Consider the following 14,960-nt stretch of genomic DNA (forward strand, 5'->3'; position numbering starts at 1 on the left):
GAAGAAATGTTAAGAAATGTTAAATCACTTAATCTTTTTCTGACACTCTATTATTACATCTTTAATATAAACCGAGGGCGATAAACTTAGCAGCCAATTTATTGTTTTCAATATATCAATCGGTTGAATCATTTCATCGGGACCGAGTGTTGGTCCGACTTCTTCCGCCATGTCAGTATTCACATAAGACGGACAGAGTGCAGTGACTTTGATATTATATTCGGCAAGTTCACGATAAAGCGATTCGCTCATTCCTTTTATTGCGAATTTTGAAGAGACATAAGAACCGGATTTTGGAAATCCGTATGTTCCCCCGCGTGATGAAATATTAAAAATGTATCCGCTTTTTTGTTTTTTCATTTGTGGAATTACTTCTTGAAGAATTATGTATGGTGCGACAAGGTTTACATCTAAAAGTTCTTTGTATTCATCAACCGGCAGGTCAACTGAGCCATCACGCCAAATTCCGGCATTGTTTACAAGTATATCTATTCTATTATGTTTGTCTAAAACTTTTCGGATTACATCTTTTACTTTAACAAAGTCAGATAGATCAATAGAGTGTACTTCTGCTTCCAATTCTCTTTTCTCGCCAATAATTTTTTGTATTTCATTTTTTGTTTCGATTAATTTTACTTCATTCCGTGCAAAAAGAATTGTTTTATATCCCTCCTGTGCCAAACCAATTGCAATTGATTTACCTATTCCTCTGCTTGCACCGGTGATGATTGCTGTTTTTACTTTATTCAATTGCTAACCTTCCGAAGAATTTTTGTGTAATTGTCTAAGTATTCATCCAACTTTTTCAATTGATATTGCATAATAAAACGCGGATGATCAAAAATAATTATCTCCTTAAAAAACTTTATCTCATCATTAATTTCTTTAAGATAATCTGCGTTCTTTTTACCGAATGAGATAACATATTTATCGTTTGCACTAAATTCAATTTGCTGCTTGAATGTTTTTATGATTTGTGGTTTTAATGCTTTATATACTTTTTGTGAGTCGTAATAATTATAATTTTTACCGTCTTTGATTAATGCTAAAGGGTAAAGTGCGGTAATAAAATATCTGGAATAGAATTTTTTAATTCCGCCAAACTCATCAATTAGTTTGTAGACAAACTGACTTGAGAGTTCTCGCTTTTTGTCCAACTTATTATTAATACCACATTTTTCTTGGAGATTTACCGGATCTGTAAAAGCAATACCGGTTAAACCACCGCCGAATCTACCGGGATTAATTCCGACTAAAAAAGTTCTTTTGTTTTTATCATTAAAAAATTTTTTGTAAAACTTTGTGACAAGTTGAACTGTTTCTTCAGAATCATACGGATTCATTATCGCAACATGATCCGGTAATTTTTCGGGCAACGTTAGATTAAGAAAAAAGTTAATAGCTCTTTCTGAAAACAAAATTATCCTTTGATTTTTCTAACAACCCAAACCAAAACAATACCGCCAACAACGGCAACAACAATTTGACCGACCCAACTGGTTGCTTCCAATCCAAATAAGCCTGCTAAAAATCCGCCCACAACGGCACCCAGTAAACCAATTGCTAAATCACCCAAAAGTCCGTAACCGGAACCTTTCATTATTTTTCCGGTTAACCAACCGGCAAGTATTCCGCTGAGAATCCAAATAATAAAGTTCATCTATTTTTATCTCCTATTTTACTTTTGATGTTTTTTAAGATGCGGAAAATGAATGATATATCAAATTAAAAAAAAAGAAAAGGCAAGTTAAAAACTTGCCTTTTCATCCAGTCATATATTTAGATAATTCTATCTACAACGATAATTCAAAATTGACTTCTGTTTCAGATGAGGCACTTACAACAACACCTTCTACAGATCCGGTCATGAAGTCAGCAACTTCAGCATAAACATTGTAAGTTCCTGATGGCAGGCCAATAATTCTATACGAGCCGTCAATCTCGGTATAAGTGCTCGATATTACCGAATCCTGTTCAACCCAAACGTGCGAATTTGCTAGAATATTTCCGTCTGCATCAAACACTTTACCGTAAATTGTTCCGGCTTCAGAAAGATTAACTGCTCTAATTACAGGTTTAAAAATAAACCCGTTTATACCGGCTGGTGTATTTGGATTCCCTTGTACCACAAATGATTTTGTTAAATCGACATCAAGAAGAACTTCGTATGTTACATCCGGGTTTACTTGTAAAAACGGATTTATATAAACTTTTAATCCGGATTCAGCTCCGCTTGGTACTTTCAAATCATATGTTGTACCATCTATCAATTCGATTTTTGCATCAGCTATGTAAAGCCGCACTTGATCATAATTTCCGGCTGAGACAATTATATCCGGCAAATCTGTTGTTAATCCGTTTCTAAAATCGATTAAGTTTATTGTTTGTGGTTCATCCAAAACAATGTAGGTTCTATGACCATCGTCCGAACCTGTCTCGGATACACTTCTTATATCAATCTTATCAATTGTAATTTCTGCTTTAGCTACTAAATCAATTGGGAACGGTGCATCCCCCATTTTCATTGAAATTGTGCCTGATCCTTCGGCTTTGGTAATATTATCGTCATCTTCGCATCCGTTTCCAATAAATAGAATTACGAGAAGCACGGTAAAAAATGCTAATAAAGACTTTTTTGTTGCTAACATTGTTTTCTCCTCCTGTTGTGATAAGTATTTGAAATATTTTCAAAACTTCATCTTGAAAATATTTCTTTGAAAAGGTAATAGGTAGAACGATTATATTGATTTTATTCTGGTTATAAATTGAAATGTTGTGTGGTCGAATTAACTACAGAACCATAACAACCTACAATTTTCCTTTTTTTACATTTTCTTTGATGAAGTTCAACTTCAAAGCACAAAGAATTACAATTAATATTATCTTTAAATAATAAGTTATAGCATACATGAGCACAGAATACAATCATCCAATAATAAGCGAAGATGAAAAAATAATTCGTCCGACTAAAGTTGAAGTCGATCTATCAATTCTTAAAAAGAATTTCGACGCAATAAAGAATTATGTCTCCCCGGCAAAAATTAATATCGTTCTTAAAGCCAATGCATACGGACATGGTTTAGTTAGAGTGGCAAAATTATTGGAAGAAATTGGTGCCGATTGTTTAAGCGTTGCTGTTGTTGAAGAAGGAATTCTATTACGTAAGTCCGGTATTAAAATACCAATTCTTGTCCTCGGCGGTGTTTGGGGAAATCAAGTCCCGTTATTTATAAAGTATGATTTAAATATTACCGCATCTTCGATAGAGAAAGTTAGACAAATTGATGAAACTGCATCTCAACTAAAAAAGAAAGCAAAGGTTCACATCAAGATTGATACCGGGATGGAGCGCATTGGTGTTCATTACTATAATTCCGAAAAATTTTTAGAAACCGTTTATAAATACAAAAATATTTTAGTGGAAGGAATATATTCTCACTTTGCAAATGCGGATACAACAGACCTATCACATACAAAGCTGCAACTTGAAAGATTTCATGAATCACTATTATTTTTTGATAAACATTCAATTGAAACACCTGTTCGTCATATTGCAAACTCAGGCGCATTACTTCAATTACCGGAAACTTATTTGGATATGGTTCGCCCGGGAATATTATTTTACGGTGTTTATCCCTCAAAGGAATTACCACGGACTATATCTGTTCAACCTGCTTTAACATGGAAATCATTAGTTGTTTATTTTAAAGTAATTAAAGCTGATCATCCGGTTGGATATGGTCTAAAATGGCAAAGTAAAGAGAATGTGAGAGCTGTTACTGTTCCGGTCGGATATGGTGATGGTTACTTAAGAAGTATGTCGCACAAAGCTCGCGTTTTATTGAACGAAAATATTCACCCGGTAATCGGAACAATTTCTATGGATCAAATAATTGTAAATATTGGTAATGAAAGCGCTTACAATGGTGATGAAGTAATTCTTTTAGGAAACGATGGAAAGAGATCCATAACCGCAGAAGATTTAGCTGAATGGTCCGGGACAATTCCTTATGAAATTCTAACTAACATTAACACACGCGTTCCACGTATTTATAAGTAAGAAATAAATTTCCCCAACTTAATTGCAACTTTATCCCCGATATTTTGTTTTAAAGGACAGAATAACTTATTTGAGATTGTCATGAAGAATTTAACAATTTTCGTTCTACTATTCACTTTTTTCACAGGATGCAGCGAGGGAAACATGCAAGACACAAAAATGATTAATAAAGAAATCAAGTCTATAAGCGGTAAAGTTGAAATTGCCACGCTTGCCGGTGGATGCTTCTGGTGTGTTGAAGCTCCGTTCGAATCGATTGATGGTGTCTTAAAAGTAGTTTCGGGGTATTCAGGTGGAGCGGTTGAAAACCCGACTTATGAGCAAGTGACAAGTGGTACAACGGGGCATAAAGAAGCGGTTCAAGTTTTCTTTGATCCGGAATTAATTAGTTACTCAGAAATTCTCGATGTGTTTTGGAGACAGTTCGATCCGACAGATGAAGGCGGTTCATTTTATGATAGAGGTTCGCAATATGAGTCGGGTATTTTTTATCATGACGACAAACAGAAAATGGTTGCCGAAAAATCTAAAAATGATTTAGATCGATCCGGAATTTTTGATAAACCTATTGTGACAAAAATTGAAAAGTTCACAAACTTTTATGAAGCTGAAGAATATCATCAAGATTATGCTGAGAAAAATCCTCTTCACTACAGCAATTATAAAAAAGGTTCGGGAAGAGAATCATTTATTAAAGCTGTTTGGGGAGATGAAAATGTCGATCAATATATTCGTAATGCTAAAGATGAAAGCAGAAAAGAAAGTTTAACGGAACTGCAATATAGTGTTACACAAAAGAGTGCGACTGAACCTCCGTTTAATAATGAATTTTGGGATCATGATGAAGAAGGAATTTATGTTGATATTGTTTCCGGTGAACCTTTGTTCAGTTCAAAAGACAGATTTGAGTGCGGTAGCGGATGGGTTAGTTTCACAAAACCAATCGATACAAGATTCACTCAGAAAAAAGAAGATACTTCCCATGGAATGAATAGAATAGAAGTGAGAAGTAAAATTGCTGATTCCCATTTAGGACATGTTTTTAATGATGGTCCGGAACCGACAGGATTAAGATACTGCATCAACTCCGCCTCACTAAAATTTATACCGAAGGATAAAATGAAAGAACTGGGTTACGATGAATATTTGTGGGTGATTGAATAGTATGTTTGAAACCCCGGGATTTCAAAAACCCCGGGGTTTTTCAATCAAACGTTTTCCTCAAAAACTCTTCCCCATCTATCAGTTACTTTAACAGATAACTTCATTGCGCTTTTACTCGGCTTTGCATAAAACATGTGATCATTTTTAACCGGATTAACCCAGGTGCGTTTTACGGGTTTGTCGTCACCATCATGTAATGTAACTGAAAAAGGATCAAAACCAATTCGATTTTCCATTTCACCTTTTAATACACCGTCTTCATACCATTCGACTTTCCAATGTTTATCGTATCCCCAAACGTTGGCTATTAGCTCGTCGGTTGTATTATGTTCACTATTAGGTTTATATATTCTTAATTGATGTGAAAGAGGCAATCCGGTTGATTTGTACTGCCAGCTAATTTTGTCTCCGTTGATTTTGTAAATTGAATATCCGTTTGGAGTACCGTCATAACAAATTGGTCCGGTCCACCATCCGCCGCAAACTGCACCACAAACATGAACTTCAGAATTTCCATCGGTTATGTACTGGCTTTCATGTGTATGTCCGCAAACAAAAATTGATTTATAGGGTTTCAGTAAATCATAAAGAAGTTCCTTGTTAACAACTCGGATTGCATTTACTTCTTCGTCCAATTCATATCGTTTTGAATAAGTTGTATGAGGCGGAATGTGCGTAAAAATAATTACCGATCTGCCTTCTTCAACAAATGCTAAATCTCGTTTTAACCAATCAAGCATTTTTTGATTTACATAACCTATGTACTCGCCGAACCAAAAAATATCATCCAGAACAACATAATGAACTCTACCTCTATTGAAAGAAAAATAAGTCGGACCAAAATGATTTTCGAATGTAGTTACACTTTGTTCGTCGGTTTGGGTTGTTTCAATTACATCATGATTACCGAGCACCTGAAAAAATGGTATTCCCATTTTCTTAACTGCTTCTTCATATTTGGGATACAGTTCCAATTGGTCATACATTATATCGCCATCAGAAAGACCGAAAACATTTTTAAGGTTTTCATCCTTTAACAATTTTTGAAGGTCGGGAATAGTTTCGTTGTGAAATTTTTGCATATCTTCTTCATCTTCGGTTTGGGGATCGGCAAATAATATAAATGAATGTTCAGTATCGTCAACGGATTTTTCTAATTCAAAAGGATAGAAAGCCATTTTCTTTCTTTTGTCTATCTCCCTATAAAAGAGTGCTGTCCCGGTATCGTTTTGTGGAATTTTATATCCGGACGGAATTGAAATAAATACAAATCTGTTTTTTGTAATAAATTCATATTTGCCTTCATCGTCAGTTGCCACAACTGTTTCACCGTCACTTACAACAACATCTTTAAGTGGTTTTCCATTAGCAGAAACAACTCCGTTAATTCTAATATAAAGACTGCTTAACAGATCAGCTTGATCTAATTGCGGTTCGGAGAATGTAACTTGAGGTAAAACTAATGCAGCAGACGAAAACGCAGCAGTTTTAAGAAATGCTCTTCTTTTAATCACAAGTAACCTCTACTTTGTTAAATTTTAAAAACAAAATAGTAATTAACTAAAGTGGAAGGCAAGTTAAAGAATTGTGAATTTTCGTTGTGGATTATTACTGAATAGAAATCATTTGTAGGAACTATTTATTGAATTGGGTCATAAACACTTCAGTTTCGTCCTCACGTCTTTGTTTTTCTAATAAATATTGCAGCCTCGATCTTCTCTCACGCATCCAATTATTAACTTCCAATCGAAGTAGAAAACAATAGAAATAAAACACAACCAGAACAATTAAATACCATGGGAAAACAAATGAAACGGTGAAATGAAAAATTGTGGACAAGATAAACGGAATTACTACTAATATAATAAAGAAGACTATCCAACCATTTTTATTTTCTTTGTATAACACATAAAGCATAAACGGAGTGAAAATAATAGCAGCAATCGTAACTAAAAAAATGAAGCCAAAGCTTAAAAAAGATAAAACAAATAAACCGACTGTGGAGATTTGATAGTTAAGGTATTTGCTTAACCGGGTAAGATTGTTATTCGATAAATGTTGATCAATTTCATTCATATTATAAATCATCCTTCAAGATTGGAAGCCTGTTTAACAGGTTACGCAACCTTGAAGGATAAATTCTATTATATATTATTTCAATCCACGTTTTACTAACAATGGTTCAATTGTAGGATCTTGTCCGCGAAATGATCTGTAAAGTTTCATTGAATCATCCGTTCCGCCTTTCGAAAGAATGAATTCTCTGTATTTATTTGCAAGTTCTTGATTGTAAACATCACCGGATTCTTGAAAAGCCGCAAATGCATCCGCATCTAAAACTTCAGACCAAATGTAGCTATAATAACCGGCAGAATATCCGCCCGCAAAAATGTGATTGAAATATGTACTTCTATATCTCGGCACAATTTGTTTGATCAAACTAATTTTATTCATTGATGCGTTTTCAAATTCTATCGCATCATGCTCAACCGGCTCGGTTAATGTATGCCAATCCATATCTAAAAATGAAGCTGCTAAATATTCTACTGTTGCAAAGCCTTGATTAAACTTTCCGGAATTTTTAATCTTTTGAATTAATTCATCTGGAATCGGTTCGCCGGTTTTATAATGGAACGCATAATTTTTCAGAACTTCAGGATGCATACACCAGTTTTCCATTACTTGTGATGGAAACTCGACAAAGTCACGCGGTGTTGATGTTCCAGATAATGTCGGATAAACAGTATTTGATAACAAACCATGAAGTGCATGACCGAATTCATGGAATAACGTATTTACGTTATCAAGTGAAAGTAAAGCCGGTTTATCTGCAGTGGGTTTAGAGAAGTTACCGACATTATAAATTATCGGTGTTTGATATTCGCCTTCCTTATTAACATGCTGTTTGCGGAAAGAGCTCATCCAAGCGCCGCCTCTTTTACTTGCGCGTGGAAAATAATCTGTGTAAAGAATTCCGATATGACTTCCGTCGCCGTCTTTTACTTCAAATGTTCTCACTTCCGGATGATATTTTGTAATTCCGTCAATCTCTTCAAATGTAATTCCCCATAGCCTTGTTGAAAGATCGAACACTCCTTTAATTACATTTGTAACTTCAAAGTAAGGACGAAGTTCTTCTTCATCTAAATCATATTTAGCTTTCTTTACTTTCTCTGCATAATACCACCAATCCCAAGATTCTAATTCGAAATCATTTCCTTCATCATAAATCATTTTCTGCATATCATCACGTTCTTGTTTTGCTACATTTAGTGCGGGTTCCCAAAGTTTATTTAATAGTTCATAAACAGCTTCGGGAGTTTTTGCCATTCTTTCTTCCAATACAAAATCGGCATGAGTTTCATAACCAAGTAATTTAGCGCGTTCAACTCTTAAAGCCGCCATTCTTGAGAGAATTTTTTTGTTATCGTACTCGTCATTGTTATCGCCCTTTAAGATATAACCTTTGTAAAGTTTTTCTCTTAAATCACGGCGAGTTGAATAAGTTAAGAACGGATATAAACTTGTTCGCTGAATTGTATAAACATATTTGCCTTCATAACCCTTCGTTTTTGCTTCGTCGGCACCGATTGCAATTACACTTTCGGGTAAACCATCGAGATCATCTTTTTCTAAAACGAGTTCGAATTTATTTGTTTCCTTTAAAACATTCTCGCCAAAATCTAAAGACAGAATTGAAAGCTCTTCGTTAATTTTTCTGAATTTTTCTTTTGCTTCGTCGGAAAGATTAGCACCTCCTCTTACGAAGTTTTTATAATATTTATCAAGAAGAATATCCTGCTCGGTATTCAAACCAAATTTATCTTTGTTATCATAAACAGATTTAATTCGTTTAAATAATTCCGGATTGAGATTAATATCATCACTTTGTTTTGAAAGCATCGGAGAAATTTTCTTTGCAAGTGCTTGAACTTCATCGTTTGACATTGACCCGGTCATTGCAAAAAAAACGTTTGAAACTTTTGTTAATAATCCATCGCTGTATTCCAATTCTACAATTGTATTTTCGAAAGTTGGTTCATCTGAATTGTTCACAATAGATTCAATAACGGCATTTTGTTCTTCAATACCTTTTTCAAATGCAGGCAAATAATGATCTAAAGAAATTTTATCAAACGGCGGAGTGCCGAATGGCGTATCCCATTTTTCGAAAAACGGATTACTGTTTTGTGCAAAACTCATAAAAAATACTCCCGTAATAAGAATAAATAAAGCTAGTTTGTTCATGTATAACCTCTGATTTTATTTGGTTCTAATAAAGTAAGGCAAGTTAAAAAATTTTGGGGAAAGTACTTAGAAAAACCCTCATGAGTATAATTAAAAATTAATCTCAACCTCAAATTTTGCAATTGTTTGCTTTCGCCACTCATCTGAGAAAAGATGACTGTCGGCTATTGATAACCCGCAATTGAATAGAGAAATTTGATAATTAATACCTGCTAATAAATAAATGGCTCTTAATTTTTCATTAAGTCCCAATATATTTTCTTCATAGTTACGGTCTGTTGTAAAAAAACCGAAAGAGGCTTTAAGGTTTTTATCAATAGAATATAATCCAGTACAGGAAAATTCTATTTGATTTTTCAGATTTGAAATTGCATCATTCCATAATAGATAATTAACAGTAGAATACAAGCTAATATTATTAATAACGTTAGCCGATAAGTCCAAGCTAACCTTAGCAGGAAAGTTTGCAGAATAGATTAATGAAAATTGAGAAAACGAAAAGTTCGGATTTACGTTTAAGTTTTGATCCGAATGAACTATAGTCTCATTCATCTTATTATTGCTCTCGTAAAAAACTCCTACCGAAAATGATTTTTTGATATCAAAAACATGATTAAATAAAACACCAAAAACCCAATTATAATTATTGGAATTAGCATCAAAAGAATAGCTTAACAGTTCTTCGCGATAATCTAAACTGTTTCTTGTTAATCGGGCACCAAATGCTAAAGAAGAATTCTCAAGAACAAAATTTTCGAATTGATAAGAAGCTGATACCGAATAGCTTAGAACTATTGTTTCCATTATCGGTTTATAATACTCACCAGTCCCGTCGGGGAATTCGGAAGTTGTTATTGGAACTCTGTCAAACTCGGCGGATGAATTATATTTTTGATTAAATGCTATACCGAGTCTAAAATTTTGATAAGGAAAAACTATCCCTAGTGATTGTGGCAACTCCTTTGAAATTCTTTTATGACCAATACTTGCAAGATATGCTTCTTCAATATTAGTTTCGAAGTGATAACTTCCACCAATACCTATCTTATCAAAATAAATCATTGCGGAAGGGTTGATTGTTCCGATATTTGATACTGAATTCTTAATATTTGAAATCCCCAATGAATTCAAATTTGTTAAAACAAATCCTTGAGATAGATATAAAACATGGTTTTCTTGGATTTCGGTTTGGCTATATATTAAACTATTGAGTAATAATACAATGGCAAAAAGCTTTCTCATGTTCGACTTCCCGGCTTAATGAGAGAAAAACATCTCATTCAAACTAATAAATTATACTTTAAATTTCTATGTATTATTTTGGTGTTGAATATAGTTGTGGGACAAATTTTTGGCTATTTCTCGAATCTTCTCAAAAACTTCCAAGCTTCAACTACCGCTTCTAAATCACGGTTTTGATTACCGAGAATTTTAAGAAGTTGTGAATCTCCAAGTCCATATTTAATTGAAGGAACAACATGTCCGGCATTAATAATTACATTAAAAACTACGGGTGGGTTTTCAAGCGGACGATCAAATTCATTTTTGATTATGCGGGAGTTATCATTGGGATTTATATCGTCAAATAATTTTGTTGTGCGTTTTTGTGTGTTGAGATGATTTAAGCTGACCCAATAATTTAAAGTGGCTTCTGCTGAACTTATTTTTCCTTTATCACCCGCCAACATCCCACCTTCATAAGGAACCAAGGGATCATCTTTGCTATTCATAATAAAAATGGGAATTGGAATTTCGCTTGATGTGCATTCCGAATCTTTCGGCATATTTGCAAAAAATACTGCGGCCCCGGCAATTTTTTCTCCCAGTTCAAGCATAAGTCTGTAAACCATCATTCCGCCGTTTTCTATTCCGGAGATATAAACTCTATTTTCGTTTATATCCAAGTTCTCTTGCGACCAATCAATTAATTCTTCTACGAATTGTACATCATTTGTTTCAGGTAGTTCTTCGGGTTTCTTTCTGCAATCATTCCATTTTTGATTACTGCCTAAAGTTTCACCGTTAACCGGATTAACTCCATTTGGTGCAATAATTATAAATTTTTCTCTTTCGGCAAGATTTGGCCATTCATTGAATCCATCACCCGTATTAAATACATTTTCCATTCCGCTGTTAGATGAATGAAAAATAAAAAGTATCGGAGCCCTGTTTGGCAATTCACGCGGAATAAAAATTCTGAAGTGTCTTTCGAGATGATCTATTTTAATTGATTCAGTATGCCATCCGAAGGAATAATTGCGTTGGGCGAGCACAGTTGAAACCGATATTAGAATTAAACAAAATAATTTTATGATTATATTCATTTGTTCAGACTAATTTTAGTTGAAAGATATTACTCAACACCTAAATATGATATACCCAGTTTGGGTAGTTATCCTAATTAACTTTCCTTACAACAAAAAACGAATACCCATAATAGGCAGAATATTTTTTATGCATTTCCATTTCAAGTGATTCGTTTTCTAAAACTTGCATGGCTTTCGGATCGTTTGCGTATTTTTTCTTCAGTTCATTAATTCTGTTTGTAAGTGGAGTATAATAATTATCCCACCATGCATTATCAGGTAATACAAAACTGCCTATGAATTTATAATCAGTATTAGATAAAAACTTTATTACCGAATCGATTGTTTTTATTTCTCCGTAAAATGAATTCCAATAATTTTCAATTTCTTCGGGACGATCATTTCTTAACCAGCACAATTCACTAAAGACTATGTAACCGTTTGTTTTAAGAAACCGTTTCCAAAGTGATAACGCTTTACCGATACCCATTTGATAGACGGAACCTTCAGCCCAGATAACATCAAATGTGTTTTCATCAAATTGAAGATTGTTCATATCTCCAACTTGTCCGGAAACTCTTGATGATAAGTTAAGTTCAGCAGCCATTTCATTAAGTTTATCAATGTATGGTTTGTGATTATCAACTGCGATAATTTGTCCATGTGAAATGTTTGCAAGATCAAGCGTTTGCTTCCCGGGTCCGCATCCTACATCAAGAATGATCAGTTTTTCGGACAGTTCGGTTAATAATGAATATGCCGCTTTAGTCGATTCAAAATTACCGGGACCTTCGCGCGGTGTGTCGGTGTGAATTTCGAAAAAAATTTGTTCTTGATTTGAGGTCATTAATATCAAATTAATTATTTAGTAAAATAATAAAAAAACCCCGAAGGTAGCAGTATCTTCGGGGTTTCATTTCAAGTAGCATTCTAATTTTAGACGAAATAAAAAACAAAGCCCCAATAAATTGTTGTATAAGTCCCGCGACCACCTAATAAAATACTGTATTCATCATCAAGATTGGAATTTAGTTTCAATCCTATTTCAGTTCCGAAATTCTGTGTAATTTCATGTGTAATTCCAAGTCCAACACCATAAGAAACTAGTACTTTATTTTCTTCTCTTTGATTAATTCTATCAAATTGAACAAGTTCACCCGTATCCGGATGATATCTTGGAATAATATCACCTTTCTGGAAATTGTATATAGAAGCACCGAGTTCAACTTCAATAAACGGATGCCATGAAGATTCATTCACGGCTGTATATCTTCCGCCGAATAATATTGGTATAACTTCGTGATCTAATTCATCAGCAATTCTTTTTCTTTCGTGATCAATTTCATAATTAAGATAATATTCGCCATAGGATAAATAACCCGACTGAAAATAAAGAGAAAATTGCCTATCAAAATTGTACTGAGCTTTCCCTAATATTGATCCGCCCCTCTTGGAATTAAAGGGAGAGACCAAACCTCCTGAAATATGAAAGTGTAAATTTTCTTGGGCACTAATTGATAATAAAATAATTGAAAAAAACAGAATTGATGAAAGCCTTGAATACTTCATTTTACCTCCGTTGTTGTTGTGAGAAAGAAGTAAAAAAGTGTTCTAAGGTCTCCTAATAAATGTGAAAAGTTGAAATTAAATTATTTATAAAATTCAGATTAATCAATGCTAAAAGTCAGTTGTTTTTATTAAAATAATAGTTGATGTCTGCTTTTGTAGTAATTGTAATTGAATTTAACTTCTTCAGCGTACTTTCATCCGCTTCGCAAAAAACCCATAAACTCTACTGGGCAAAATTCCACCGAGCCATGATGCAAATACTATCGGTATTGGAAATGCAATTACAGGTTTTTCTTTTTCAATTCCATTTAAAATTATATCGGCAGCTTTCTCAGGTTTCATTAATAGCGGCATTTTAAATTTATTTTTTGATGTCATCGGAGTTTCTACAAAACCCGGTTTAACAGTTATTACTTTTATATTATATGGATGTAATTCAACTCGCAATCCTTCAAGAATTTTTGTAGCTGCGGCTTTACTTGCACAATAGAATTCACTTTTAGCATGACCGCGACTATCGGCTAGACTTGAGACGCCGACAATCATTCCATTTTTACGATTCATCATTTCTGGGAGCAACTGTTCAACCCAATAAATAATTCCCATTACATTCACACCGAAAATTTCTTCGGCATGTTTGGAATTAAATTCGGTTATATCCGTTCTGTAACTTATTCCCGCATTAAGTATGGCAATGTCTAAATCATTCTTGATCTTACTCTTAATCTTAATCATACTCTCATTAACAGATTTTTTATTCGAAACATCACATTCTAAAACAATTGTTTCAGCACGTTTAAGATTAATCTCGGAGAGATATTCTTCAATCAGATTTGTTCTTCGTGCTAATAAAATTAAAGTACAGTCAATCTGGATAAGTTTTTTGACAATTTCCTTCCCAATTCCTGTTGAAGCTCCCGTGAGCAAAATTGTTTTGTTTTTGAATTCCATATTCACCTTTTATCAAATCGATTATATAAAATGCTAATTTCTTTCTAAACAAACGCAAAATTGTTATCTTTCGCCACAATTTTTAATTAGGACAATGAGACGAAATTTTATAGAAATAGATGACGTAATTTTGAACCCGGAAATTTTTGAGACGAAATTTACTTGCGATCTTGAAAAATGCAAAGGCGCGTGCTGTACCATGGAAAGCGAATATGGCGCACCGATAAAACAAGAAGAAATTGATAAAATTAACGGGAAATTGCATATTATTAAGGAATATTTACCAAAACGGCATGTCGATGAAATTGAAACAAGCGGATTTTGGGTGGAAAAATATGGTCAATTAATGACTCAAAGTATTGACAATAAGGCTTGTGTATTTGTTTATTTCGATAATGAAATTGCACGATGTGGAATTGAAAAAGCATACGAAGAGGGAAAAATAAATTTTCAAAAACCGATTTCATGTCACCTTTTTCCAATACGTGTTTCAGAGTTTGGTGGTGATATTTTGCGTTTCGAAGAGTATTCGGAATGCCAACCTGCATTACAAAAGGGTGAAGAAACTAAATTAACCGTGTTAGAATTTTGCAAAGATTCGCTGAAAAGACTTTACGGATCTCAGTGGTTTGAAAAAGCAAAGCATTACTTGGGCAATTAAT

Annotated in this window: 15 protein-coding genes; 3 read left to right on the forward strand and 12 right to left on the reverse strand. The window is 33.9% G+C overall.

From position 1 onward, the window contains the following. Positions 1–24 precede the first annotated feature (24 nt). The 4 genes from QY331_15840 to QY331_15855 all read right to left on the reverse strand — a co-directional run bounded on the left by QY331_15840 (position 25) and on the right by QY331_15855 (position 2,648). Positions 25–750 carry an SDR family oxidoreductase gene (locus QY331_15840; protein WKZ69433.1) on the reverse strand — a complete coding sequence of 242 codons (726 nt, stop codon included), beginning with the start codon at positions 748–750 and terminating at the stop codon, positions 25–27. Beyond that, positions 747–1,418: a DUF4918 family protein gene (locus QY331_15845; GenBank protein WKZ69434.1), complete on the reverse strand. Its 672-nt coding sequence runs from the start codon at positions 1,416–1,418 to the stop codon at positions 747–749. The genes QY331_15840 and QY331_15845 overlap by 4 nt, the downstream gene beginning before the upstream one ends. Positions 1,419–1,420: 2 nt before the next feature. Next, positions 1,421–1,660: a GlsB/YeaQ/YmgE family stress response membrane protein gene (locus tag QY331_15850; protein WKZ69435.1), complete on the reverse strand. Its 240-nt coding sequence runs from the start codon at positions 1,658–1,660 to the stop codon at positions 1,421–1,423. 133 nt (positions 1,661–1,793) lie between these two features. After that, positions 1,794–2,648 carry a DUF4382 domain-containing protein gene (locus QY331_15855; GenBank protein WKZ69436.1) on the reverse strand — a complete coding sequence of 285 codons (855 nt, stop codon included), beginning with the start codon at positions 2,646–2,648 and terminating at the stop codon, positions 1,794–1,796. Positions 2,649–2,908: 260 nt separating this feature from the next. Here QY331_15855 and alr point away from each other — a divergent pair, with 260 nt between their 5' ends. Next, the gene (alr, locus tag QY331_15860; GenBank protein WKZ69437.1) at positions 2,909–4,060 is read left to right on the forward strand and encodes an alanine racemase; all 1,152 of its coding nucleotides are present in this window, start codon (positions 2,909–2,911) and stop codon (positions 4,058–4,060) included. A gap of 81 nt (positions 4,061–4,141) precedes the next feature. Further along, positions 4,142–5,224: a peptide-methionine (S)-S-oxide reductase MsrA gene (msrA, locus tag QY331_15865; GenBank protein WKZ69438.1), complete on the forward strand. Its 1,083-nt coding sequence runs from the start codon at positions 4,142–4,144 to the stop codon at positions 5,222–5,224. A 44-nt stretch (positions 5,225–5,268) separates the two neighbouring features. On the opposite strand, the gene QY331_15870 is transcribed toward msrA, so the two are convergent. The 8 genes from QY331_15870 to QY331_15905 all read right to left on the reverse strand — a co-directional run bounded on the left by QY331_15870 (position 5,269) and on the right by QY331_15905 (position 14,298). Further along, a complete protein-coding gene (locus QY331_15870; protein ID WKZ69439.1) occupies positions 5,269–6,738 on the reverse strand; it encodes a calcineurin-like phosphoesterase family protein in 1,470 nt (489 codons plus the stop codon). Between the two features lie 121 nt (positions 6,739–6,859). Next, a complete protein-coding gene (locus QY331_15875) occupies positions 6,860–7,300 on the reverse strand; it encodes a hypothetical protein (protein ID WKZ69440.1) in 441 nt (146 codons plus the stop codon). Between the two features lie 75 nt (positions 7,301–7,375). Continuing rightward, positions 7,376–9,472 carry a M3 family metallopeptidase gene (locus QY331_15880; GenBank protein WKZ69441.1) on the reverse strand — a complete coding sequence of 699 codons (2,097 nt, stop codon included), beginning with the start codon at positions 9,470–9,472 and terminating at the stop codon, positions 7,376–7,378. A 90-nt stretch (positions 9,473–9,562) separates the two neighbouring features. Beyond that, on the reverse strand, positions 9,563–10,714 hold the full coding sequence (locus tag QY331_15885) for a hypothetical protein (GenBank protein WKZ69442.1): 1,152 nt from the start codon (positions 10,712–10,714) through the stop codon (positions 9,563–9,565). 113 nt (positions 10,715–10,827) lie between these two features. Continuing rightward, positions 10,828–11,796, reverse strand: a complete 969-nt coding sequence (locus QY331_15890) for a hypothetical protein (GenBank protein ID WKZ69443.1) — start codon at positions 11,794–11,796, stop codon at positions 10,828–10,830. A gap of 73 nt (positions 11,797–11,869) precedes the next feature. Further along, the gene (locus tag QY331_15895; GenBank protein WKZ69444.1) at positions 11,870–12,625 is read right to left on the reverse strand and encodes a class I SAM-dependent methyltransferase; all 756 of its coding nucleotides are present in this window, start codon (positions 12,623–12,625) and stop codon (positions 11,870–11,872) included. A gap of 89 nt (positions 12,626–12,714) precedes the next feature. Next, positions 12,715–13,347 carry a hypothetical protein gene (locus tag QY331_15900; GenBank protein ID WKZ69445.1) on the reverse strand — a complete coding sequence of 211 codons (633 nt, stop codon included), beginning with the start codon at positions 13,345–13,347 and terminating at the stop codon, positions 12,715–12,717. Positions 13,348–13,530: 183 nt separating this feature from the next. Beyond that, complete coding sequence (locus QY331_15905) at positions 13,531–14,298, reverse strand: SDR family NAD(P)-dependent oxidoreductase (GenBank protein WKZ69446.1); 768 nt, start codon at positions 14,296–14,298, stop codon at positions 13,531–13,533. A gap of 94 nt (positions 14,299–14,392) precedes the next feature. On the opposite strand from QY331_15905, the gene QY331_15910 reads away from it, so the two are divergent. Beyond that, a complete protein-coding gene (locus tag QY331_15910; GenBank protein WKZ69447.1) occupies positions 14,393–14,959 on the forward strand; it encodes a DUF3109 family protein in 567 nt (188 codons plus the stop codon). Position 14,960: the final 1 nt, after the last annotated feature.

It is taken from the genome of Melioribacteraceae bacterium (genome assembly GCA_030584085.1).
Classification (GTDB): Bacteria; Bacteroidota; Ignavibacteria; order Ignavibacteriales; family Melioribacteraceae; genus SURF-28.

Bases quoted from the DNA above. Each gene is read 5' to 3' on its own strand.
- QY331_15850 (WKZ69435.1), bottom strand. From the start codon at position 1,660: ATGAACTTTATTATTTGGATTCTCAGCGGAATACTTGCCGGTTGGTTA.
- QY331_15855 (WKZ69436.1), bottom strand. From the start codon at position 2,648: ATGTTAGCAACAAAAAAGTCTTTATTAGCATTTTTTACCGTGCTTCTC.
- alr (WKZ69437.1), top strand. From the start codon at position 2,909: ATGAGCACAGAATACAATCATCCAATAATAAGCGAAGATGAAAAAATA.
- msrA (WKZ69438.1), top strand. From the start codon at position 4,142: ATGAAGAATTTAACAATTTTCGTTCTACTATTCACTTTTTTCACAGGA.
- QY331_15875 (WKZ69440.1), bottom strand. From the start codon at position 7,300: ATGAATGAAATTGATCAACATTTATCGAATAACAATCTTACCCGGTTA.
- QY331_15880 (WKZ69441.1), bottom strand. From the start codon at position 9,472: ATGAACAAACTAGCTTTATTTATTCTTATTACGGGAGTATTTTTTATG.
- QY331_15885 (WKZ69442.1), bottom strand. From the start codon at position 10,714: ATGAGAAAGCTTTTTGCCATTGTATTATTACTCAATAGTTTAATATAT.
- QY331_15890 (WKZ69443.1), bottom strand. From the start codon at position 11,796: ATGAATATAATCATAAAATTATTTTGTTTAATTCTAATATCGGTTTCA.
- QY331_15895 (WKZ69444.1), bottom strand. From the start codon at position 12,625: ATGACCTCAAATCAAGAACAAATTTTTTTCGAAATTCACACCGACACA.
- QY331_15900 (WKZ69445.1), bottom strand. From the start codon at position 13,347: ATGAAGTATTCAAGGCTTTCATCAATTCTGTTTTTTTCAATTATTTTA.
- QY331_15905 (WKZ69446.1), bottom strand. From the start codon at position 14,298: ATGGAATTCAAAAACAAAACAATTTTGCTCACGGGAGCTTCAACAGGA.
- QY331_15910 (WKZ69447.1), top strand. From the start codon at position 14,393: ATGAGACGAAATTTTATAGAAATAGATGACGTAATTTTGAACCCGGAA.